General features: G+C 43.5%; 23 protein-coding genes. 11 read left to right on the top strand and 12 right to left on the bottom strand.

Annotated features, from left to right (window positions below):
* Positions 1-175 precede the first annotated feature (175 nt).
* From QWZ04_RS19585 to QWZ04_RS19595, 3 genes are all read right to left on the bottom strand, one after another.
* A complete protein-coding gene (locus QWZ04_RS19585; RefSeq protein ID WP_290329924.1) occupies positions 176-475 on the bottom strand; it encodes a hypothetical protein in 300 nt (99 codons plus the stop codon).
* Positions 476-761: 286 nt separating this feature from the next.
* A complete protein-coding gene (gene asnS, locus QWZ04_RS19590) occupies positions 762-2,162 on the bottom strand; it encodes an asparagine--tRNA ligase (RefSeq protein WP_290329925.1) in 1,401 nt (466 codons plus the stop codon).
* Between the two features lie 140 nt (positions 2,163-2,302).
* Entirely contained in the window at positions 2,303-3,922 is a 1,620-nt protein-coding gene (locus QWZ04_RS19595; protein ID WP_290329926.1) for a methyl-accepting chemotaxis protein, read from the bottom strand.
* Positions 3,923-4,208: 286 nt separating this feature from the next.
* Between QWZ04_RS19595 and queD the strand changes: the two genes are divergently transcribed.
* The gene (queD, locus tag QWZ04_RS19600) at positions 4,209-4,571 is read left to right on the top strand and encodes a 6-carboxytetrahydropterin synthase QueD (RefSeq protein ID WP_290329927.1); all 363 of its coding nucleotides are present in this window, start codon (positions 4,209-4,211) and stop codon (positions 4,569-4,571) included.
* Positions 4,572-4,669: 98 nt separating this feature from the next.
* On the opposite strand, the gene QWZ04_RS19605 is transcribed toward queD, so the two are convergent.
* The 6 genes from QWZ04_RS19605 to pabB form a co-directional block, all read right to left on the bottom strand.
* Positions 4,670-5,146: a GNAT family N-acetyltransferase gene (locus tag QWZ04_RS19605; protein ID WP_290329928.1), complete on the bottom strand. Its 477-nt coding sequence runs from the start codon at positions 5,144-5,146 to the stop codon at positions 4,670-4,672.
* A gap of 114 nt (positions 5,147-5,260) precedes the next feature.
* Entirely contained in the window at positions 5,261-6,622 is a 1,362-nt protein-coding gene (locus tag QWZ04_RS19610) for an L-serine ammonia-lyase (protein WP_290329929.1), read from the bottom strand.
* A gap of 121 nt (positions 6,623-6,743) precedes the next feature.
* On the bottom strand, positions 6,744-8,000 hold the full coding sequence (locus QWZ04_RS19615) for an aromatic amino acid transport family protein (protein ID WP_290329930.1): 1,257 nt from the start codon (positions 7,998-8,000) through the stop codon (positions 6,744-6,746).
* Positions 8,001-8,311: 311 nt separating this feature from the next.
* Positions 8,312-8,914, bottom strand: coding sequence for a CoA pyrophosphatase (locus tag QWZ04_RS19620; protein ID WP_290329931.1), 603 nt, complete (start codon positions 8,912-8,914; stop codon positions 8,312-8,314).
* A gap of 290 nt (positions 8,915-9,204) precedes the next feature.
* Positions 9,205-10,485: a GGDEF domain-containing response regulator gene (locus QWZ04_RS19625; protein ID WP_290329932.1), complete on the bottom strand. Its 1,281-nt coding sequence runs from the start codon at positions 10,483-10,485 to the stop codon at positions 9,205-9,207.
* A gap of 307 nt (positions 10,486-10,792) precedes the next feature.
* Complete coding sequence (gene pabB / locus QWZ04_RS19630) at positions 10,793-12,178, bottom strand: aminodeoxychorismate synthase component 1 (RefSeq protein ID WP_290329933.1); 1,386 nt, start codon at positions 12,176-12,178, stop codon at positions 10,793-10,795.
* 174 nt (positions 12,179-12,352) lie between these two features.
* Here pabB and QWZ04_RS19635 point away from each other — a divergent pair, with 174 nt between their 5' ends.
* From QWZ04_RS19635 to QWZ04_RS19665, 7 genes are all read left to right on the top strand, one after another.
* Entirely contained in the window at positions 12,353-13,867 is a 1,515-nt protein-coding gene (locus QWZ04_RS19635) for a fumarate hydratase (protein ID WP_290329934.1), read from the top strand.
* Between the two features lie 183 nt (positions 13,868-14,050).
* Positions 14,051-15,445 (top strand): YcjX family GTP-binding protein, encoded by a 1,395-nt coding sequence (locus QWZ04_RS19640; protein WP_290329935.1) that lies wholly within the window; start codon positions 14,051-14,053, stop codon positions 15,443-15,445.
* Positions 15,442-16,467 carry a YcjF family protein gene (locus QWZ04_RS19645; protein ID WP_290329936.1) on the top strand — a complete coding sequence of 342 codons (1,026 nt, stop codon included), beginning with the start codon at positions 15,442-15,444 and terminating at the stop codon, positions 16,465-16,467. Before QWZ04_RS19640 ends, QWZ04_RS19645 begins: the two co-directional genes overlap by 4 nt.
* A 119-nt stretch (positions 16,468-16,586) precedes the next feature.
* On the top strand, positions 16,587-18,128 hold the full coding sequence (gene tyrR, locus QWZ04_RS19650) for a transcriptional regulator TyrR (RefSeq protein ID WP_290329937.1): 1,542 nt from the start codon (positions 16,587-16,589) through the stop codon (positions 18,126-18,128).
* Positions 18,129-18,136: 8 nt separating this feature from the next.
* Positions 18,137-18,694 (top strand): ribosomal protein S5-alanine N-acetyltransferase, encoded by a 558-nt coding sequence (gene rimJ / locus QWZ04_RS19655; RefSeq protein WP_290329938.1) that lies wholly within the window; start codon positions 18,137-18,139, stop codon positions 18,692-18,694.
* A gap of 53 nt (positions 18,695-18,747) precedes the next feature.
* Positions 18,748-19,221: a DUF2947 domain-containing protein gene (locus QWZ04_RS19660; RefSeq protein WP_290329939.1), complete on the top strand. Its 474-nt coding sequence runs from the start codon at positions 18,748-18,750 to the stop codon at positions 19,219-19,221.
* A gap of 220 nt (positions 19,222-19,441) precedes the next feature.
* Positions 19,442-19,807, top strand: coding sequence for a DUF1304 domain-containing protein (locus tag QWZ04_RS19665; RefSeq protein ID WP_290329940.1), 366 nt, complete (start codon positions 19,442-19,444; stop codon positions 19,805-19,807).
* 112 nt (positions 19,808-19,919) lie between these two features.
* On the opposite strand, the gene QWZ04_RS19670 is transcribed toward QWZ04_RS19665, so the two are convergent.
* Complete coding sequence (locus tag QWZ04_RS19670; RefSeq protein ID WP_290329941.1) at positions 19,920-20,702, bottom strand: carbohydrate deacetylase; 783 nt, start codon at positions 20,700-20,702, stop codon at positions 19,920-19,922.
* Between the two features lie 32 nt (positions 20,703-20,734).
* On the opposite strand from QWZ04_RS19670, the gene QWZ04_RS19675 reads away from it, so the two are divergent.
* From QWZ04_RS19675 to QWZ04_RS19685, 3 genes are all read left to right on the top strand, one after another.
* On the top strand, positions 20,735-20,860 hold the full coding sequence (locus QWZ04_RS19675; protein WP_290329942.1) for a hypothetical protein: 126 nt from the start codon (positions 20,735-20,737) through the stop codon (positions 20,858-20,860).
* Positions 20,861-21,013: 153 nt separating this feature from the next.
* On the top strand, positions 21,014-21,919 hold the full coding sequence (locus QWZ04_RS19680) for a diacylglycerol/lipid kinase family protein (RefSeq protein ID WP_290329943.1): 906 nt from the start codon (positions 21,014-21,016) through the stop codon (positions 21,917-21,919).
* A gap of 128 nt (positions 21,920-22,047) precedes the next feature.
* Positions 22,048-22,272, top strand: coding sequence for a hypothetical protein (locus QWZ04_RS19685; RefSeq protein WP_290329944.1), 225 nt, complete (start codon positions 22,048-22,050; stop codon positions 22,270-22,272).
* On the opposite strand, the gene QWZ04_RS19690 is transcribed toward QWZ04_RS19685, so the two are convergent.
* Both QWZ04_RS19690 and QWZ04_RS19695 read right to left on the bottom strand, forming a co-directional pair.
* The gene (locus QWZ04_RS19690) at positions 22,247-23,074 is read right to left on the bottom strand and encodes a hypothetical protein (protein WP_290329945.1); all 828 of its coding nucleotides are present in this window, start codon (positions 23,072-23,074) and stop codon (positions 22,247-22,249) included. The two genes, QWZ04_RS19685 and QWZ04_RS19690, sit on opposite strands and share 26 nt — an antisense overlap.
* A 65-nt stretch (positions 23,075-23,139) precedes the next feature.
* Positions 23,140-23,979, bottom strand: a complete 840-nt coding sequence (locus tag QWZ04_RS19695) for a zinc metalloprotease (RefSeq protein ID WP_290329946.1) — start codon at positions 23,977-23,979, stop codon at positions 23,140-23,142.
* Positions 23,980-23,995: the final 16 nt, after the last annotated feature.

A 23,995-nucleotide genomic window follows, 5' to 3' on the forward strand; every position in this document is an offset into this window, starting at 1 on the left:
ATAGTGTAGTGGAATTTCTGTACATTTTGATTGATACAAATTACGCCAGCCAAGCGTACCTATAAAGACCGTCAATTGAAATGTTAAATTTCATGGCGATTGAATATATTGAGGGAAGGGGGAAAGGGCGCTTACATCAAGGGATAACCCCTAGCGTTGGGCTAGGGGCTAATATCTATTTTTTGAGCTTCATTTGAGCTTCAATTGCACTCGACTCAATGTCCGGATTGTTGGAAAGTTTAGATTTTGCCCAGTCATTTACGTGTTTAAGAATAGCGGCTACGGCATGTTCTTTATTCGGTGCTTCTTCATCGGCGACTTCTAAGGCTTGTTTGGGGTGTGATCCTGTCGCGTCTTCAGCAATATGAAGCCAATCGGGGTGCCAGTAATAAGGTTGACCCGACGAAGTTGTCCAATTATGCACGCCGTTAGATTCGCCTTTGTATTCCAAATTTGCAGCATCAATTTTTTTCATTGTGACTCTCTCTGTTTTTTCTAATTTTTATACTAAGTCTTTAGTACTCTCGATAATTGGACTAGCGTTAACGTAAATTGGTTTCATTTATATTTAGGTGAGCTAACTCTAGTTATCGATATAAATGTAACAAAGAAGTAATTTATAAAAGTGAGAAGGGTCTCATTATTGGTTATTTTAACGTCATTGCTGTCACGTTTTTGCTTGGATTAACCGTGTCAGATGTAAAAAAAAGCCACCTCAGTGAGGTGGCTTTCATATGATGATCAGGTTAACGTTCTAATAATTAGAAGTTAGCGCTACGTGCTGCACGTGGGAAAGGAATTACGTCACGGATGTTAGCCATACCAGTTACGTAAGTGACCAGACGTTCAAAACCAAGACCGAAGCCAGCGTGAGGAACAGTACCATAGCGACGTAAGTCTAAGTACCAGCTCATGTGCTCAGGGTCGATGTTCATCTCTTCCATGCGTTTTTCAAGCAGGTCGATACGCTCTTCACGTTGAGCACCACCAATGATTTCACCAATGCCAGGGGCAAGAACGTCCATCGCTGCAACGGTTTTTCCATCTTCATTCATACGCATGTAGAATGCTTTGATGTCTTTCGGGTAGTTTTTCACGACAACCGGTGCTTTGAAGTGCTCTTCAGCAAGGTAACGCTCGTGCTCAGAAGACATGTCGATACCCCATTCAACAGGGAATTCGAACTCTTTACCTGAATCGATAAGGATCTGGATAGCGTCAGTGTAATCAACTTGAGCAAAATCAGAATCAACGAAATTCTCTAGGCGAGAAATCGCTTCTTTGTTAATGCGTTGAGCAAAGAACTCAAGATCGTCACGACGTTCTTCAAGAACCGCTTTAAAGACGTATTTAAGCATGTCTTCAGCGAGTTTCGCTGCGTCATCAAGATCAGCGAACGCAATTTCCGGTTCAACCATCCAGAACTCAGCCAAATGACGGCTTGTGTTTGAGTTTTCAGCACGGAAAGTAGGGCCGAACGTGTACACTTTACTCAATGCACAAGCATAGGCTTCAGCATTCAATTGGCCAGAAACAGTCAGGAACGTTTCTTTGCCAAAGAAGTCTTTGTCGTAATCAACTTCACCAGCGTCTGTCATTGGTGTGTTAACCATGTCTAGAGTTGAGACACGGAACATTTCACCTGCGCCTTCTGCATCAGATGCAGTAATAAGCGGAGCAGACATCCAGAAATAGCCTTGCTCATGGTAGAAACGGTGAATAGCTTGAGATAAGCAGTTACGAACACGGGCAACAGCACCGATTACGTTTGTGCGTGGGCGCAAGTGAGCGACTTCACGAAGATACTCAATTGAATGACGAGTTTTCGCCATTGGGTAGGTGTCTGGGTCTTCAACTAAACCAACGACTTTAACTTCTGTAGCAGCAAGTTCGTAATCTTGGCCTTTAGCTGGTGATTCAACGATCTTGCCAGTTACCTCAACAGAGCAACCAGTGGTCAGTTTAAGAACTTCTTCCTGGTAATTATTCAACTCATTTGGGACCACGGCCTGAATCGGGTCGAAACAAGAGCCGTCATAAATGGCAAGGAAAGAGATTCCAGCTTTGGAATCGCGACGTGAACGGATCCAACCGCGAACAGTTACTTCACTGTCTACCGCAAGTTTTCCGCTTAATACGTCTGTTACAGGCGCGTAAGTCATGTTTGATATATTCTCCATTGAGGTCAAAATACAGCCGAACTGGAATCCAAATGAATCTATTGACTCAAGATGATTAAAAGTTCGTCTGGAAATTTTTTCTTTGATTTCAAACTGACATATTACCTGTCAAATATTTCGCTTCAACCTTTATTATTGTCTGGCAGGGTAAATTGCTTAAGTAATAGCTCTAGTTGCTCGGATGTATGCTCAAGATACATACAAATCTCTCGGGTCTGTCCCGCTGAATGCGAGGTTTTCTCTGCATGGGTAGTAATTGCTGAGATTTTGTCACTGACATTGCCACTCACTTGCGTTTGTAAACCCACTTGATCTTGTACGCTGCTTGCGTGTGAATTTGCTTGCTGCATTTGCTCTGTTACTTGAGACAAAATACTGGACAATTCATCAACCGATTGTGCGCGAATGTGCGCTTGTTGGCATACACTGTCAACAGCGGTCATAGATTGGCTACTCCCGTTTTGCAGCTGTTCGATGATTGACTGAATGCTACCCGTTGCTTCTTGGGTTCGGCTGGCCAGTTGACGAACTTCATCGGCGACCACAGCAAAGCCGCGACCATTCTCTCCAGCGCGAGCTGCTTCGATTGCCGCGTTTAATGCCAGCAGGTTGGTTTGCTCAGCAACGCTTTTGATAACCGCTAAAATGGTGGTGACTTGGTCGGTTTGGTTATTGAGTTCACCAATTTGAGTTTTTACTGATTCAATATCAGAGACCAGCGACTGAATATCTTGGCTAGCCTGATGAGCGGTCGTTGCACTGTTTCTAGCGGTATCGGTTGTCTCTGTGATTAACCCTGAGGCATCTCGGGTTGCTTGCTCGATATTTTGTTGCTGTTGCTGAAGCTCTAACATGTTGTGCCTAACATCGGCGCTTTCATCCAATTGGTTGGTCGTGGCTTGTTCGGTTGCCTTGGCGACATCTGTTAATTCCGTTGCAGCCATAGCAAGAGAGTGCGATGTCTTTTGAACCTGCGTCATGCCGTTTGAAACACTTTCTAGCAAAGAATTAATATCGCTGGTTAACTGACCAACCTCGTCTCTACGAGTTGAGTTGAGCCTTAAAGTTAAGTTGCGGTTTTGACTGACTTCCCTCATAAAAATAGAAGTCTGCTTAAGTGGCTTAATGATAATTTTACGAATAACAAACAAAGCGGCAACAAAGCCAATACCCGCAATGATGGTCATTATCGCAATAGCAATAAACGTTCTTTGGCTTATCATCGAATTAACGCTATTCAGATTATATTCCAAACGAATAACACCAAGTACCTCGCCATCGGTTGCCATATGACATGCAATACAGTTTGTTCCACGGTAGTTCTCGCTGGCTTTCATGGGAAGCGCGACGACTAAACCTTTCCCCCATTCTGCTTTGAATGGTTCAATGATGGTTTCACCGTTTAGTGCTCGCTTGTCTATGTCATCTTGGGCGGATTGGCCCTCACTGCCTGTGCCGTATAGCTTATTGACGGTTTCTGAACGTATGACTCGAACTTCTTCTATGCCACCTTGAGCGAGTGCTTTTTGACGTAAGGTTTCTTTTTGCGACATGGTTCCTGTCAGCATCATCATATTCAAGCTGTCGAAGTAGTTACTGGCTTTGTCATGCAACTGCTCACTTAGTACGGAGTTAAGTAAGTTACGTTGTTGGTAGTACTGATATCCGGTAGATGAGGCTAAAACGAGCGTAAAAACCGCTACCAGAGTAATAAGAAGCTTTGATGTAATTGATAGGTTCATACGATACTAAATAAGAATGATTAGACATTGTTAATAATAAGTTATAAAACCTTGTTTTTTGTGTTTTTATTACGGATGTGTGATTGTGAACACGCACAAACTAAATGACCTGTGATGCGAACGCTATTTGCACCATCGAATTCTTCGTGTTGAGCTTTAAATGAATGAGGGCTGTTTTGTTGAGTAGGATTGTCTGTGACTTAATCGGCAACAAGGCTTGAGTATTGGATTGCTTTTCAGTAGCATCGCGGCTTCGAGGTATTTTTGCGTTTTTTAGAGACAGATTATGACGACTGAGTTATACAAAGAATTTATGTTTGAAGCGGCCCACCACTTACCACATGTACCTGAAGGTCATAAGTGTGGTCGTTTACATGGACACTCTTTTTTAGTGCGTCTTTTCGTAGAAGGTGAAGTCGACGAACACACTGGTTGGGTGATTGACTTTTCTGAAATTAAAGCAGCATTCAAACCTATCTACGATCGCTTAGATCACTATTACCTGAACGACATTCCAGGGTTAGAAAATCCAACCAGTGAAGTGCTGGCAAAGTGGATCTGGAATGAACTAAAGCCTGCATTACCGCTGCTTAGTAAAATTGAGATAAAAGAAACGTGTACTGCTGGATGTATCTACCGAGGTCAGTAGTCAAATAGCACTGATTAGCGCCGATTTATATTGATTGCTAACGTTGTGGTAAAAAATCCCGAGTCAACCATGGTTGCTCGGGATTTTTTGTATCGGTGTTATGGGGCAACAACGATATAGCGAAGAATTCGAATTTGATTAGAGTCATCATCAAAGAACATTTTCTTCGTATCTTCAAAACCTGAATCGGTAAAGCATTTGTATGCGGCGTCGTTTTTCTTATCTACCATCACGCATACTGACCCGACGTCGGGGTAACTTGAATACAGGTACTGTTGAAGCCGTTTTATGGCTGCTTTACCGTACCCATTCTTTTGATGGCGTTGATCTATGATGAAGTTCTTAAGGCCGATTTCGTGATTCTTAACGAAGGTGTATTTCTTTTCGAAACCAAAATCCAAGGCGAAAAAGCCCACGTATTTTGCATCATGAGTAATCGCATAGATAACGTCTTCGTTTGAGCGATTTTCGTATAAATGATCGAATGTCGTGACGTAGCCTTTTTGTTCTACGCTGACATTGAGTTCGATAAGGGATGAGAAGTACTTAATTTTTGCTTTTTTAATTGCGATCATATTTAACCATAAAAAAAGGCATGGAGAGCCATGCCTTAATTGTATACCGTACTTGTGAAATTGCGCGACTAAGATCGCATCAATCTAGCAATTTAATTAATTAACTCAAGTTAATTAGCAAACCACTTTGATGGCGAGACCACCCTGAGAGGTTTCACGGTACTTAGCGTTCATGTCTTTACCTGTTTCAAGCATCGTCTCAATGACTTTATCAAGAGATACACGTGGATCAGATGAACGGCGCATCGCCATACGAGTAGCATTAATCGCTTTCACTGCGGCGATGCCATTACGTTCGATACACGGCACTTGAACCTGACCGGCAACTGGATCGCAAGTAAGGCCTAAGTTATGTTCCATACCAATTTCTGCAGCCATACATACTTGCTCTGGGCTTCCACCCATTAGCTCAGCAAGACCAGCAGCAGCCATAGAACACGCAACGCCCACTTCGCCCTGACAACCGACTTCAGCACCAGAGATAGAAGCGTTACGCTTATAAAGACCACCAATTGCACCAGAAGCTGCAAAGTAGCGAATGTAGTCTTTTTCGGTCACAGTTTGAATAAACTTATCGTAGTAAGCCAAAACAGCAGGGATGATGCCACATGCGCCATTAGTAGGGGCTGTAACTACGCGGCCGCCTGCCGCATTTTCTTCGTTTACAGCGAAGGCATACATGTTGACCCAATCAACAACGGTCATTGGATCGTTGCTTGTTTTCTCTGAAGTGAGTAGTTGTTGGCGAAGTGCTGAAGCACGACGAGGTACACGTAGCGGGCCCGGTAGAATACCTTCAGTATTCATGCCACGATCCATGCATTCGCGCATTGTTTTCCAAATGTTAGCAAAGTAAGTACGAGACTCTTCTTCTGAATGAAGTGATTTTTGGTTTTCCATCACTAATGCGCTGATCGATAAACCACTTTGCTTACATTGATTGACTAGCTCTTCAGCCGTAGTAAATTCATAAGGTGCTTTAATCGGGTTTTCTTGCTCTTTGCCGAAGTTTTCTTCGTCAACGATGAAACCACCACCAATAGAATAGTAAGTTTTTGAGTAGGCAACTTCGTCATCAATCCAAGCATGGATGCTCATGCCGTTTTCATGTAATGATAGATTGGTTTTATGGAAGTTCATCCCACTATCTTTAGGGAATGAGACAGTATGACAGTGCATACCAACAGGTAGACGTTCCGTTTCTTCAACACGGGCAATAAAAGCCGCGATAGAGTCGATATCAACCTTCTCAGGGGTGTTGCCAGCAAGACCCATGATGATTGCAATATCTGTGTGGTGACCTTTCCCTGTCAGTGATAGTGATCCATATACGTCCACGGTGATTTTAGTGATGTCGCGCAATTTTCCCATTGAACGTAGGTCATCAATAAATTCTTTACCCGCTTTCATTGGTCCAACAGTATGAGAGCTCGATGGACCAACACCGATTTTATAGATATCAAAAACACTAATCATAGCGATTACCTCAAAAAGAGAGCCTCCCAAGGGGAGTAGGGAGGCTCATTTATTATCATTATATTTTTTACTTAATCTCGCAATATAAGGTGAGAGTCATCTTATAGAGAATTGATTGAGATTAAAGAGCGCCGTAGATTACAGAACTAATTGATGCAAGACCACAAATTGCTGTGAAAACTTGCACAAACGTTGATGTTTTGTATTTCGCCATTGCTGGTACTTTTTGCATTGCAAATACTGGCATTAGGAACAAGATAGCTGCAATCATTGGTGCACCCATTGTTTCAATCATGCCTAGAATCGACGGATTTACAATTGCGACAATCCATGTAGTGACAACGATGAATACTAGCGAACCTTTTTCTACCGTTTTAACTGGCTTAGACGTTTTAGTTTTAATCAGACCAACTAAACCTTCATGTGCACCTAGGAAGTGACCGAAGTAGCTTGATGTGATTGCTGCAAACGCGACAACAGGACCAAGAATCGAAATTAGTGGAGATTCATGAACGTTCGCAAGGTAAGAAAGAACACTGATGTTTTGTTCTTGAGCCATTGCTAGTTGAGCCGGAGATAAAGACAGAACAACAGAGAATACGAAGAACATTACAAATGTCATTAGCATCATTGCTGCGCCACCAGTGATCATGTCAGTTTTTTGAACTGCATCGTCACCATATTTAAGGCGTTGTTCTTTAGTAAACTGGCTGATTACTGGGCTGTGGTTGAAAGAAAACACAATGATAGGAATTGCTAACCAAATGATAGAAGGCATAGTGCTCCAATCAGGGCTAACAGACATCATTGACGTGTTCCACTCAGGGATTAGGTAGAAAGAAAGTGCAAGCAAAATGAACACTAATGGGTAAACCATTACTGACGTTGCTTTAAGCATCAGTTCTTTACCGAATACAACACCACCGGTCATCAGCATGATTAGCGCGCCAGATAGAATTGGGCGAGGAATCGATGCAAAACCCAGCTGATTCACCATAAAGGAGTCAACCGTGTTTGTAATACCAACACCGTAGATAAGTACGATAGGGTAGATAGCAAAGAAGTAAGCGAAAGTGATGATGTTTGCACCAGTTTTACCGAAATGCTCTTCTACAGTGTCTGTGATATCAGAATTTGGGTTTTTAGATGACAGTACGAAACGTGCTAAACTTTTATGCGCGAACCATGTCATTGGAGCTGCAATTAATGCAAGTATAACTAATGGCCAAAAGCCACCAGCACCCGCTTTAATTGGAAGGAAAAGTACACCAGCACCTACAGCGGTACCGAAAAGTGAAAGTGCCCAAGTGAAGTCTTTATAAGTCCACTTAGAGTTTGTTGCTTTGGCGTTATTCGCCGTAGTAACAGTTGATTGCATAGTAATATTCTCGTGTAATTTATGGGAACAGGAATTACAAGGCGTATTTTCCATCTTTTTGATAGTAATGTCAGTCTCTAGATCAATAAAAACGCACCCTTTCGAGAATTAGTTCTATAAAAGAGAAGACTGTCACGTATATTGCGTGCCACTGATGAGTTAAACTTTGTTTTGGCATTAGTTTTTCTAATGTTGTGATTTATGTGTTACAAGAATATTTCATATCGCAGGCATTATTAACAAAGGGTTTTCGTCTTCTTGTGATAGTGAGTGTATAAGAGGGAGGCGTTGATTTTAATGAATTCAATTTGTTAACTGTATTTGAGGTGAACGTTGCTAAATTGTGTCTGCATCGAGTGGATTATTTGAGCAGTTACTCCCCAGATTAAGTGTTGTTTATATGGCACGGCAAATACGTTATGCAATCCATTTTGTACTCTAAACTGTAGGGAGTGGAGGTTACTTCGATTAAACAAGTACTTTGCTGGGGCTTCAAAAACGCTTTGAACTTCATTTTCGTCAATTTGGGTTTGGTAATCAGGTGCCACAAACGCAATGATGGGCGTCACTTGAAAGCGGCTAAAGGTATCTAGTGCAGGTAAGCGACCAATTTCGGTCACATGTTTTGGGTCTAGGCCAATCTCTTCCTTAGCTTCTCTTAATGCGGTCTCGACGACACTCAGGTCTTCGTCTTCAACTTTGCCCCCAGGAAAACTGATTTGTCCAGGATGGTGACGCAGGTGTATCGCACGTTTGGTCAAGATCACTTGTAACCCATATGGGCGCTCGACTAAGCCAATGAGCACGGCAGCAGGCCGTAATGAACTTGCGTTTTTGGTTAACAGCCGTTGGTCGTTAAAATAGTGGCTTGGTGGGCTCACATAGAATTGGTTGAGAAATTCGTTTCTATCCATCGTGCTTCCGTGGTTTGAGATTTTTAATGATGTATAAGGTGCTTATATAACTATAGCGTATGTATGTATTGTTAGGAGACGTAAATTAAGTGCTAGAGAGAAATATCTAAGATGGGCTACGTACTAGTAATACAAAATACTGATGATTTGAGTTTCTGATATTAGCTTGGTGTATGTCTTGATGGCATTCTTAATTTTGGTCATCAATAAGAGTTAAAGGCGGCCCCATTTTATTTAGTCATTAACAATAAAAGAGGGCCACGAAATTAAGAAACGATGACGCCACTCAATTAGGTAACTTCTACCGGATTAGATGGCTGACTGGATTTAACGTCGATGTGTATTTGATTGTCGCCGCCGCTTTGGGCTTGATGCAAAGCTTCATCGGCTTGTTCAATGCATAATTTAATGGACGGCTGCTTTTTGACAACCGTGGCTCCGATACTGACACTAAAGTGGATGCTTTGGTTTTCTACAGGGATGCTCAGTTGTTTTACTGTTTTCATAAAATCGACTAGCGTTGATTTGACTTTTGCCAAGTCGGTACCCGAGATAAGACAGCCGAACTCTGCACCATAAAATCGAGCCAACGTTGCTGCCTTAAAGCGTTCTTTAAGCAAAGAAGATAACGAAATCAGAATTTGGTCACCGGCCGAAAAGGAGTGCTTATCGTTTATCTTTTTGAAGTTATCAATATGGATGACAACTAATAGATAAGTGAGCTTACTCATTTCAATAAAGTCGAGTTGCTTGTCGGTCATTTCGATGAAGTGATCACGATTGGACAAAGACGTTAGATAATCCACTACAGATGCCGTCTTGATGTTCTCGATATATTGCAGCCTTTCTACATTTTTGAAAACACGGCAGTAGAACTCTTCAGGGCAAAAAGGCTTGTGCAAGTAATCGTCAGCGCCACTTTTGATAAATCGAGCAGATTGATAGCTTTTTGATGACGCTGAATACCCAATGATAATGATTTCTCGTTCCGTGAATAAACGCCTTATGGCTTGGACCACTTCGATACCGTTCATTCCGGGCATGTCGTAATCGGTGATGACCAATTTGATATCCGAGTGGTCTTTGAGGGTTTGCAGTGCTTTTTTGCCATCAGGTTGACTATAAAGAGTGAAATTACGGCGTTCTAATAAAGAAGAAACATAACTGCGAACCGACAACGAATCATCTATGACCAATACGCCAATCTTATGGTTGGTCAGTTGGCTGTGAAGAATACGTTGTAGGTAAAAGTAAGCTTGAGAATTTTCTTTCGTGATGTAATCAATGATGGGAAGCTTAAGTAATTCCTGATGTATCTTATCACTGACTCTTCCTGTCATTACGATTGATGGAATGTCGTGTTTTAATACGTATGAAATCGCTTGTCCCTCGTAGGCATCGGGCAAACTGTAGTCAATGGTAGCGACAAAAAAATCTGTTTTTTTTGCCAGTATCTCTTTTACTTCGGCAAGTGATTTCGCAACAGTGACATTATATTTAAGAGACTGCCCAATTTGTTGAATAACAGCGGCGATGGAATTGTTGTCTTCTACGACCAACATTTCTTTCATAATTGTTTCCCTAGCCTAGTGACGTTGTTAAATACAATAACCGATGTAATTGTTTACATTCTGTGGTTTTTATCTAGTTTCTGTTTGATGGAATAGGCTGCACAATGCGCTTTTACTAGAAGAATTATAACGTTGTGTTAACTATAGATGTGATTCATAAAAAAGGGCAAATGTGAGCGGGTGAAATTGAAGGGCGGACAGGCGATATAGGCGCGTTTCACTTACGCGAGGTTTTGATTTAGGGGGACTTGCTCACTGTTCCAAGAAAGATAGCTAAGGGCGACGCCCTTAGCCGACTATATGTGATCTAAAGGCTATCTGATGCTGGGGTTTCGAGTGTAGGCAAAATGCGGCTCAGTTTATCTAGCGTTTCTTGATACTCATCGTCTAACTGGCTGTCTGCAACTAAGCCACCGCCGGCCCATGCGTACAATTGGTTGTCATGGGCGACCAAAGTACGAATAGTAATGCTGGTGTCCATTTTGTGACAACGACTGATGTAACCAATACTTCCACAGTACATATTACGTCTGTGAGGTTCGAGTTCTTCAATAATCTGCATCGCTCGTATTTTTGGTGCGCCCGTGATAGAGCCTCCTGGGAAACAAGCGCGTAGCAAGTCACAGGCTGAGTAGTGGTCGTCTAATGAAGCTTGAATCGTACTAACAAGGTGATGGACCGCCGGAAAACTCTCAATATCAAACAGCTTAGGAACCGTAACCGTACCCGGCTTGGCGACTCGACCTATGTCGTTTCTTAACAAGTCGACAATCATTAAGTTTTCAGCCTGATCTTTCTCTGCGTTAGCAAGATCGACTATCGCTTGCTTGTCTATTTGAGGGTCTTCACTTCTAGGGCGAGTGCCTTTGATTGGCTTGGTTTCAACATAACCTTGATCGAGTTTCAAAAATCGCTCTGGTGAGACACTCAAGATAGCGCATTCGTCGGTACGGATGAAAGCCGAAAAGGGCGAGCCATTAGCCGTCTCAAGCTTTTGGTAGGCTTGCCATTCCCCCCCGTCATAACTCGCTTTAAAGCGCTGAGCGAGGTTGATCTGATAACAGTCACCTGACCGTAAATACTCCTGCACTTGTTCAAAGCGCGGCGCATAGCCCTGCTTATCCATGTTAGATTGCCATGGACTGGTCAAATTAAAGTCTGTGTGTTGTATAGCGTTTTGCTCAGTTAGCCACTGCCAATGAATTTTCGCATCCACCCCGACAACAAATGCTTGTTGGGTTTGATGATCCGCGATAACCGCCCAAGAGTAGATCCCAACTGCCATATCGGCTGTGTTGATGTCGTGAATGGCAATGTTAGGCATCGACTCCACACGTCGACCTAAGTCATAGCCAAAATAGCCCAATGCGCCACCCATAAAGGGAATCCCCTCTGTCGGTTCGCAATAGGGGAGTGATTTAGCCAGTAAGCTATCTATTAAAGTAAATGGGTCCTCGGAAGTTGAGGTGATATTCCCGTCTTGCGTAATAAAGCTTTGTTCACCGTAAGTGGTAATGGTTGCAATGGGATTGGCCACCAAAATGTCGTAGCGGTTGTCTGGGTGATGCTCACAAACCGAGCGTAGCAACATCGCCCACGGCTGACTTTCTATGTTAGCAAAAAGTTGACTTGTGAGATCATGGCTGTAATTTATTGGAATGATAGAAATATTCTGATTGGCAGTGTTATTCATTTGTTTAATTTGTGACAAAGAGAGTAATGCGTTCGTAGCGCCCAATGGCCAGCAAGAGTATCATAAAACCATACACCAAGGGACGTGAACTGCACGAAGTGGCAATAATAATTGTGCCGTGAACTGACTCTTGTTATCTGACTGGAAGCAGAAATAATAATACCGAGGCATTGTATGACCGTAATTCGCAAGCAGGATGTTATCAGCAGTGTGGCTGATGCACTTCAATACATCTCTTACTACCATCCAATGGACTTTGTCCAAGCACTTGATAAAGCCTATCAACGTGAAGAAAGCCAAGCTGCAAAAGATGCGCTGGCACAAATCCTAATTAACTCGCGAATGGCCGCTGAAGGTAAGCGTCCTATTTGTCAGGATACAGGCATCGTGACCTGTTTTGTTAAGATTGGTATGAACGTCAAATGGGAAAGTGATTTAACGGTTCAGCAAATGGTGGATGAAGGCGTTCGTCAAGCTTACACCAATCCAGATAACCCGTTGCGTGCATCGGTGCTGGCTGATCCTGCAGGTAGCCGTAAAAACACCAAAGACAACACGCCAGCCGTGGTTCATATTGATATGGTTCCAGGTGATCACGTCGAGATTGCTATTGCTGCAAAAGGCGGCGGTTCAGAGAACAAAACCAAAATGGTCATGCTAAATCCATCGGACGACATCGCCGACTGGGTTGAAAAAACGCTGCCAGCTATGGGCGCGGGTTGGTGTCCACCGGGCATGTTGGGCATAGGCATTGGCGGTACGGCTGAAAAAGCAGCGGTGCTGGCTAAAGAATCCTTGATGGAGCACGTCGACATTCATGAATTGATCGAACGCGGCCCAGAGAATGCTGAAGAAGAGCTGCGTTTAGATATCTTTAATCGAGTAAACAAGCTGGGTATTGGCGCACAAGGTCTTGGCGGTTTAACCACGGTAGTCGATGTTAAAATTAACACAGCCCCAACTCATGCGGCTTCCAAACCGGTTTGTATGATCCCTAACTGTGCTGCTACTCGTCACGTGCATTTCACGTTGGATGGCAGTGGCCCGGCAGAATTAACGCCGCCTAAGCTAGAAGATTGGCCAGAAATCACTTGGGAAGCGGGTGAAAATACGCGCCGTGTGAATCTGAATGAAATTACTAAACAAGACGTACAAGATTGGAAAGTAGGCGAGACCGTTCTGCTGTCAGGTAAAATCTTAACAGGCCGTGACGCGGCGCATAAACGCATTCAAAGTCTATTGGAAAGTGGTGAAGGATTACCTGAGGGTGTCGACTTTAATGGTAAGTTTATTTATTACGTAGGCCCTGTCGATGCAGTTGGAGACGAAGTGGTAGGCCCTGCTGGCCCAACAACGTCTACTCGCATGGACAAGTTCACCGACATGATGCTAAGCGAAACAGGCCTTACTGGCATGATTGGTAAAGCAGAGCGTGGCCCTGCAACCGTTGAGTTGATTAAAGAGCACAAGGCTGTGTATTTAATGGCGGTTGGCGGAGCAGCATATCTGGTATCTAAAGCGATCAAGAAAGCCCGTGTTGTGGCTTTTGAAGAACTGGGTATGGAAGCCATCTACGAATTTGAAGTCGAGGACATGCCAGTAACGGTTGCGGTGGATTCTAGCGGAGCAAACGCTCACCAAATTGGCCCTGATACTTGGAAAGTGAAAATTGCGGAAGCGCAAAAATAGCTCATGCCACTAAATCGCTGACCTTGAAAAATAGCCAGTGTTAATTTAGTCAGTGTAAATAATGTAACGCAGCCTCTATCTAGGGCTGCGTTTTTTTGATTAAGTTTTTGTTCATCTAGTATTAATACGTTATTTTGCATACTCTGTATTCATGCTATGTAGCAAAAGATTGAGAGCTCGGAAATGAGAAGAATAAGCCAAGAAGTCAACGATTTAGTCAACCGAAGTATGGACAGGCACTTAAAGCTGGCGGTTACAGGGTTGTCTCGTGCGGGCAAAACAGCCTACATCACTTCTTTGGTTAATCAACTGCTCTATACATCGACTCACGATAACTTGCCCTTGTTTAGTGCAGCCAGTGAAAAGCGCTTAATTGGCGCGAAACGAGAGCCTCAAACGAATTTGTTGGTACCTCGCTTTGGTTATGATGCCGCAGTGGAGTCTTTGCATTCAACCCCACCACAATGGCCTGAGCCAACAAAAGATGTGAGTGAAATTCGGTTAGCTATTCGTTATAAGCCGCAATCGGGTGCGTTGAAGTTGCTCTCTAAGACGGCCACTCTCTATCTGGACATTGTTGACTATCCGGGTGAATGGCTGCTCGACTTACCGCTGTTAGAGTTAGATTTTGAGCAGTGGAGTGACTTGCAGTTTCAAGCTTTGAAAGGAACACGAGCCGAGCTGGCAAAACCGTGGCTTGCTGCACTGGCAGAATTTGATACCAATGCTGAAGCCGATGAAAGCCAGTTGGCAAAAGTTTCTTCGCTCTATACTCAGTTTTTATACGATTGTAAGTCAGCAGGTTTGCATTGGGTGCAACCGGGGCGATTTGTGTTGCCAGGCGAGTTAGAAGGCGCACCCGTATTGCAGTTTTTTCCCTATCAGATCGCCGATGATACCGACAAACATGCCAAGCATAGCCAATACGCCATGCTCAAAGCGAGGTATCAAGAGTACCAAACCAAAGTCGTGAAACGCTTTTACAAAGAGCATTTTTCTACATTTGATCGTCAAATTGTACTCGTGGATTGCTTACAACCGCTTAATGCTGGCCATGAATCCTTTAATGATATGCAGGGCGCAATCGAACAGTTGTTAAAGAGCTTTAAATATGGCCGGAGCAATGTGTTTAGCCGCTTGTTTTCAGCCAAAATTGATAAGGTATTATTTGCCGCCACCAAAGCGGATCACGTGACGCCAGATCAACATGCTAACTTAACCTCACTGCTTAAACAGATGGTTCACCCCGCATGGCAGCATACCGCGTACGAGAACATTGACATGACGTGTATGACGCTGGCGTCGATTAAGGCGACTCAGGCCGGGTTTGTGACGAACAAGAGCCGTTCTGCAGAAGAAAGTACCCAACCAGCAATACAGGGCGTGATGGAGAACGATCAACCGATTACGCTTTATCCTGGTGACGTTCCCGCCAAACTGCCGTCCGCAGAATATTGGCAAAATAATGAATTTGAATTTTACAGTTTTAAACCGTTAGAGCAGGAAACGAATACTCCGTGTGGCCATATTCGTATGGATAAAGCGCTGCAATTTTTGATTGGAGACAAATTAAAATGAGTGAAATAAAAACCAAGCAGGTCTTTGACTCGCCATTACAGCAAGACAGTGCTCAACAACCAGAACTGACGGCAGGTCAGCAATTTGAGCTACAGGCAAAGTTTGTACCCAGTGCGCCGGAAGTCGACAAAGAACCCGAAATAGCCCTTGAAAAAGTCATTAAACCGAGTGGAAAAAATAGAATGCTTGCGACGGTTCTATTGGCAACATTCTCAGGCCTAGTCGGCTGGCAGGCGGTTGACTCGGTGATCACCGCTGTTGCTTCTCAAAATTGGCTTAGTTTAGGTTGGTCTGGTTTTATTGCGGCGATTTCAGCAATGGGCGTTGGCGCCATCGGACGAGAATTATTGAAACTCCGCAAGCTTAGACACCGCTTTTCAGATCAAGACAAAGCTCAGGCTTTGTATGAGCTAGACGATTTGGGCAAAGCCAAACCATTTTGTCAGCAGTTAGCCAAACAAAGTGGTATTGCTGCTGAACACCCAGGTTTTGAACGCTGGGAGAATGCCGTTAATGCAACTCACAGCGACCAAGAAGTTATGGCAATGTACGATAACTTTGTCGTTGCTACGCAAGATGAGCAATGTCGAAAATTGATTGCTAAGTCAGCCAGTGAATCAGCGGTGCTGGTGGCATTAAGCCCGCTTGCCGTGGTAGATATGTTGCTGGTGGCATGGCGAAACTTTAAGTTGATTGAACAGCTTTCAACGGTGTATGGCGTTGAACTAGGCTATTGGTCTCGAATTAAACTCTTTAAGCTGGTGCTGATCAATATGGCTGCAGCAGGAGCAACGGAACTCGTCGCTGATGCGAGTATGGATCTGCTGTCTATGGATCTTGCAGGCAAAATATCGACAAGGGCTGCGCAAGGTTTAGGTGTGGGGATCTTAACAGCTCGATTAGGTATTAAAGCGGCTGCATTATTGCGCCCTGTCCCTTGGCAGAAAGGCAACAGCATTCGCTTAGGAGAAGTAAGAAAAAGCATTATTCAGAGTTTACGCAATAGCAAACAACTGGATTAGCTGAAAATAACATCAGTTAGTGACTGAACTTAGGCGTTATTGAGCAAGAATTCTTGACTGTGTCAGGCGCTTGTTTCAGACTGGTGTCAACTTTTCCTGACACCTTGACGGATAACACAGTGCGCCTTGAAGTTTTATGTGAAGACAGACTCGGACTAACGCGTGAATTACTCGATATTCTTGCCTCTAAACAAATAGATTTAAGAGGCATAGAAATCGACAGGCGCGGTATCATCTACCTCAATTGCCCTGAGATTGAATTTGATGCGTTTCGAGAATTAATGGCGCAAATTCGACTTATCAGTGGTGTTACTGATGTCAGAAAAATCCAATTTATGCCAAGTGAACGTCAAAGCACGGAGCTTATGGCATTACTTGCTAACCTGCCAGACCCAGTATTATCCGTAAGCTTAAAAGGTACTATAGATGTCGCCAACCATGCTGCTATGGATCTGTTTTCTTCTTTTGGAGAAAGCATCATAGATGAGCACGTTGGTCATTTAATCCCTCAAGTCACCTTTGCTAAGTGGTTAGATGAAAGTAAAGCGCGTTTTCGCGATAGCGTGGTCATTAATGGCTTAGATTACGCACTTGAAATCATGCCGGTATACATCACTGGCGAGTCTAACGACACTGTATTAGCAAGCGCAGTTGTTACGCTTAAGTCGAATCAAGCCCCGGTTGTGCTAGGGCAATTTTTGTCCGAGAAAAATAGCTTAGGGTTTGAGCACTTCGTCGGCACATCGAATAAACATAAAGCTTTGATCAGCCAAGCGAAAAAGCTGGCAATGATGAGCCAACCTTTGCTGATCGAAGGGGACACGGGTACAGGCAAAGAGATGCTTGCAAGAGCGTGCCACAGTAGAAGTGAAAGGGCGAGTGAACCGTTCCTAGTTTTAAGCTGTGCTTCCATGCCAGACGACGCAGCGGAAACAGAGCTGTTTGGCCATGCTCCGGGTGCATTCAATAACCAAAATGGTCATATTGGTATTTTTGAACAAGCGAACGGCGGTACGGTTTTCTTAGATGAGATTGGTGAAATGAGCCCTCATTTACAGATCAAACTACTGCGCTTTTTGCAAGATGGTACGTTCCGCCGAGTAGGCGAGGAAAAAGAGATGCATGTTGATGTGCGAGTGATCGCCGCAACAAAAGAAAAGTTGTCTCAGCTGACTGAAACCGGCGATTTTCGTGAAGATCTTTATTACCGTTTAAATGTACTGAACCTGCAAATACCATCAATTAAAGAACGTAACAGTGACGTTGCGCCGTTGCTTGACTTGTTTGTTGCAAAATACGCACAGCAGTTGGGTATCAGTAAACCGAGCGTTGATGAGAGTGTGGTTGAACAACTATCAATGTACCCATGGCCGGGAAACATTCGTCAATTAGACAACATGGTGTTACGTGCTATGACGCAGGTTACAGACGGCATGTTGGAATATGAACATTTCTCTTTACCAAGTGTAGAAGAAGCGACCGCGCAAGTTGGGCTGAATTTTGATGGGTCACTGGATGACATAATGAAGCAATACGAAACTCAAATATTGCAGCATTTGTACCAGTCATTCCCATCCAGCAGAAAGTTGGCGAAGCGCTTGAATGTTTCGCACACTTCAATAGCAAATAAATTACGAGACTACGGAATTAGAAAGGCTTAAATCGCGTCATGTATTATGTGAATCTTAAACAAAATGGATTATGTGTAAGATCGGCAACTCCAGAGGATGCCTCAATGATTACCAGCTATTTTGTGGCGAATCGAGCGCACTTAAAACCATGGGAGCCCGTAAGAGCCCCGGCTTTTTTTGAAGAATCTGGTTGGAAGCAACGGCTGATAAAACTGCACGAACTGCATCGCATGGCTTTGGCGTTTTATTTGCTGATCATTGATGAAAAAAGTGGAGAGATGCTGGGCACGATTTCATTTAGCAATATATCTCGGCATCCGTTTCATGCATGCAATGTGGGTTATTCTATGGACGCGAATAATCAAGGTCGTGGCGTGATGAAGCGAGCCCTTGGTATGGCGTGTCAGTGGGCATTTAAAGAGCAGAAGCTTCATCGAATTATGGCGGCCTATATACCAACCAACACCCGCAGTGAGCGAGTGTTGCTAGCCTTAGGCTTTACCCCTGAAGGGTTTGCCAAAGATTATTTATTGATTGACGGGCAGTGGCAAGATCACAATTTAACGTCTTTGATCAATCAAGATTGGACTGAATAAACGTTAAGAATGCGTTAGGCATTTTTGATGTCATTTTAAACTCGAGGAACACCATGTCATATTTGCCTCTGGACGAATACTCTAGAAAGTGGATTTTTACCCACCAATCCATGCCGATGTCTGAACAAGATCTGGCTCAACTTAAGCCAATGACTCAGCAACGAGCATCGCAATTGTGGCAAGAAAATATCAGCCCTCAAAGCCCCGATGCGGATAGACTGAGCAATCAAGATTGGCCATCTAAAACCAATAGCTGGTTACATGAAGTGGATTGGATGACTGAATGGGATTCGGACGAAGAAGCGCTACCCGCAGAAGTGCTGGAACATATCGATTGGCAAGACGACGTGACCGTTTATTTTTGCTATGAAAAATACAACGTAATTGAAACTAAATGGTCAGTATTCAAAAGAAACTGGAAGAATTTTTTGTTCTTTGATGACGGGCCATTTTTGATTGGTCGCCGTCGTTCTGAAGCCTTATGGTTTAACACTAAGGGCACGGTAAAAATTGGTAATCGCGATTAATGCAGATTACCCATAGAGACTAAAGTACTTAAAGTTGGCTTGATGCTGGCTTTAAGTAACATCAGACTGACACGAATTGTGGGTTAATAGAGCTTGCTTCACGAGTAAGACCGAATTGATCTGATTAACAAAACCGTGTTAGTTCTCGGTTTTGTTAATCAAAGACGAGCAACGCAGGTTTGGTCGCTATACTGACCGTTTGGTTAAATAATGAGTTAATATGGATCTTTTAGTTCAGGGACTGGTGCTATTAGTCGCACTAGAACACGTTTACATCTTGGTGCTGGAAATGTTTTGGTGGACCAAGCCAAGAACACTCAAAGTGTTTGGCATCACGAAGGAATTTGCGCAAAGCACGACGGCACTGGCTGCGAATCAAGGGTTGTATAATGGCTTTTTAGCTGCAGGCCTTTTTTGGGGGCTATTACACAGCAATCCTGAATTTGGTACTCAAATCCAAACTTTCTTTTTACTCTGCGTTATTGTCGCCGCTGTCTATGGTTCGATAACGGCTAAGCGTTCAATCCTATACGTACAAGGAGCTCCAGCGATGGCCGCTTTAGCTGCGTTGTGGCTATTCGGCTAGCGCCTTTTGTGAGAACACTGGTTGTACACCAAATGACAAAATAACACGGTTAGTGGGATGGTTAGCGTTAAGCCGATGCTGCCCACGAAAGCTAATGGTGGTCTCTATAGATTTATTTTTTATAGGATTTTTCAGGTAGCTGCTCATAGCCAATCAGTTCAATCTCATTAGCGTGCAACCATTGGGTTAAATGCGGGTCAGTTAAAATGTTGAGTTCTTTTTCTCTCATAGATACGTAGCTACTGAGAGATTGAAGAACTTCATCATTGGCATAACCGGGGTGGCACATATATTCAACGCAACCAGTAGACTGGCTTTTCTTCTGATTGAGTAAACTAACTTTGAATAGTTCGCAGTCTACGCCTTTATCAAAAAAACTATAGTCAAAGACGTCTGGTGTTTGGCTCGTTAGCCCCTGCTGATCATTAACGAAAAGATCAATGCGCCTACAGGGTAAGCCCGTTTCATTGGCCAACGCTATAAATGCTTCTCTGGTGGCCGGAAGAATGGACGAAAAGTGATGACAATCGAGATGGTTGATAGGCAGGTTTGCCTGTATTGCTGCTTGATATTGCGCTTTGATTTCGCGATAGACTTGGTCAGTGTCGACTCTGCTAAAATTTTCTAGAACCCGAATATGAAAGAACTGGCCGTTGGTATCTATTAGGTCTGGTAGCTTGCTGGCTGGAGAAAGAGGTTGCCCTGCGGTGAGGTTAAGGTGAAGACCAAGCTCTTTGACTTTCCCGGCCTTTACCAAGTTAATTGCGTCTTGAGTTCCGGGCTGATTCATCATAATGGTGGTGGAACGGACGATACCACGGTTCATGGTTTCTAAGATGGCTTGGTTAACTCGAGCAGTTAAACCGAAATCATCCGCATTGAGTATTAACTTCATATCACTACCATTATTGGACACTATTTGGAGGCATGAGCAACGTTGATAAGCACTGTTGTATGCCGATGAACGGTATGTTACAGCAATCGCTAACTAATATTATTCCAGCGTATCAAGAGTTTGATTGCGGTCACCACTTCTTAGTCTCGTCATTTTAATTACATGAAATTTCGTGCATTTTATCGATGCCAGTTGTAGTTAAAAGCGGAACCACCGTACAACGGCGTGACTTCACAAGTACTTCTTCTGCACGTGAATTTGTAGCGAGTTAGTGCTTTCTTCCAACAACTTTGATTTCAGTAAAGGTATCTATGCATTGGTGTTTTGTTGTCAATCCGATGGCGGGTGGTGGAAAGGCGAAAAGAAATTTGCCTCGGTTAAAAGCCCAACTGAACGAAAATAATATTGATCACATCATTGCCGAAACAATCAAACCAAAGCACGGAGTTGAACTGGTTAAGGACTTAGCCTTGTCTGGCGAGCGCCTGTTTGTTGCGGTAGGAGGAGACGGGAGTTTAAATGAAGTGTTACAAGGCATATTTGAATCTGAACTGCCAGTATCAGACTTTACATTAACGGTGCTGCCTTGGGGCTCAGGTAACGATTGGGCGCGATTTCATAAGATCCCCCGAGAGACAGATAAATGGATATTGTTTTTTAAACATCAGCGAAAAGTGAAACATGACATTGGAATTGCTTCATTCGGAGTTGAGTTTGAGTCAAAACATGCGTTTATTAACCTAGCTGGAACCGGATTAGATTGCATGGTTTTGCAGGAAATGGGGCAAGCGGCGGGGCTCTCGTTTCGCTATTATCTCACCATGTTGCGATGTTTGCGCAGCTATAAAGCGGTGAATTTTAGCGTTACTCATGATGGAAGCCTATTAGAAGCGCCAGCGTTAATTTTGGTCAATTGCCTTGGTAGGTATGGCGGAGCAGGCATGGATTTCGCGCCTGAAGCAGACGTCAATAATGGCAAATTTAACGGGTTATGCATCAAGGATATGCCATTTATTCAGCGTTTACTTGGGTTGAGATACTTATTAAATGGTTCAATAAATCAACATGATAGAGTTATAAACTATGTAAGTCGCGAAGTTGAAATTAGCGGTAACCGTGAATGGTACTTTGAGTGCGACGGTGAGTTGATTGCGGCTTTGCCAGTACGATTAACAACGCATCCACAAGCGCTTTACGTTTTAAGTAACCTTTCTTAGTTTTGTTTTCAATAGTCTCCCAAAACATACAGAGAATAACCACTGTTTATTAAAACAGTGGTTATTCTTGACAGCCCCTAGATTAGGGCTATTATTAATAAGTAAACCGTCAAGTTTGGAGGTGTACTATGTTGTGGGAAACACTAGAAAGAGTGAACCGTCTGCGCAAAGAGTCGTTATCTAATCCTGAATTTGTGCAAGCGGCTAAAGAACACGAGCAAGCTGTCGAAGCTGAATCCCTTAACCAACCAACCACGCTGAAACGTAAAACGAAAAAGCAGGGGCCAAAATCTTTGGCCGATATCTACCACCAGTCCGATTTCGGTTCTAACCCTGCGGGCTCTCAACACTGATCATATCGCGCATATTTCGTGCGTATTCTCTTAACTGTCTGGCGTTGTCAGCTGTTTTGGCATCGCCACAAGCTTCACCTTGGTAAAATATTGCAGGGCTAGAATAGATAGGAATTCGTTTAAACGAATACGCCATTACTGTGCCTGCATCACCACAAGTCGCCCCTCTGGCATACGAATTTATTTTGCTTTGATTCACCGGTTTTGTGCCCTCATGTAACCTGTCTGTGAGCGCGTCGTTGTAAGAGGTATCATCGTGCCATGCCCATGCTAAATGACCGAGTTCATGCTCTACGGTATATTCGTCGGCGTCATGATGGATGGTAAAAAACTGTGGGTCTAATTCTACGTCGGTCGCACCAATAAATCCGCTATCATAAAAGCCGTCCTTATAGGTTAGAACCAGCCCATAATAATGATTTGGTTTACTGCGAATATTTTCGATGTATTGCGGACCAAGCTTTCGTTCAATGTCGTTAATGAGTTGAATCATTTGATCCATGTTATGCGAGCTCATTTCTAAGTAGGTGATGTCACCAAGTTTGCGGCTCATTGGAATGCAGGAGTTAGATAAAATCCAGTTACTTCTTGTGATCGTTTGTTCCAATTTTTGCGCCATCTCTTCTTTAGTTCGATATTCTAATGTGCTGTTCGAAACTAAATAATTCACCACGGTTTCAAGCTTGGGTTCTACGGCGCATTCAGCAAGTTCAAGGTCTTTTGTCTCAATGGTAAACACGAGAGGGATGCATGTCGCTGCAAGACAAATAGCGACAATGATCGGAGTAGGGGTGATTTTCATATTGGGTACAATTCTATTGTGATTAATTTGGTAGTCATGATTAGGAAGCGGATTTAATCTGCCAATTACGTCTCTAAAAGAGCCTGACGAATACGTTCGGCGTGTTCTCGTAGTTGCCTTGCATTATCGGCTTTATCGGGATCGCCACAGACTTCACCTTGGTAGAAAATATCTGGGCTTGAATAGGCAAAAATGACGTTAGATTCATAGCTCATGATAGTGCCGCTATCACCACATCGATATGCTCGAGCATAGGGTTTTAAGTATTCATATTTGCTTGTGTAAGCTTGATTTAGCCAAATGCCTAGTGTGCCGCTCGTATCTCTATGTTGCGCCCCTGCTAGGTGACCAAGCTCGTGTTCTAGTGTGATAAGGTGCGCGTCCGCAGTTGCGATAAAGTAATGGCTATTTACACTTGGGTTAGTTTGTCCTACAAAACTAGGGTCACCATAATTGACCGGGCCGAGGAAGTTATCATCCTCAGCCATGATTAATCCATAATAGTGGTTGGGTTGGGAGCGAATCTGATTGATTTCGTCTTCACCTACGACATTGAGTAACGCCTTGTGAGATTGGCCAATATTACTGAAAGTGTTCTCGGTCAGATCGATGTATTTTACCTGTGCGAGCTTGCGGGTCATCGGTATGCAGGAGTTCGCTAAGATTTGATTTGCGACGTCAATGGACTCACTAATGTCATTCTCTATGACAGATTGACTGTAGGTATCCAACGTTGTGTTACTGACGTAAAAATGAATGTAGGTAGCAACTATTTTCGTCTTGTCAGCGGAGATTGAGCAGGGAGGTAGTGTTAGTCCACCTTGACCTTTTTGACCGAATCCGAACAGAGCCACAGTAAAGAGCAGGCTTAGCCCAATCGCTGAGGATTTCATTGAAAGTTTCATCGAATAATCTATAGAT

The sequence above is a fragment of the Vibrio tapetis subsp. quintayensis genome (assembly GCF_030409945.1).
GTDB lineage: Bacteria > Pseudomonadota > Gammaproteobacteria > Enterobacterales > Vibrionaceae > Vibrio > Vibrio quintayensis.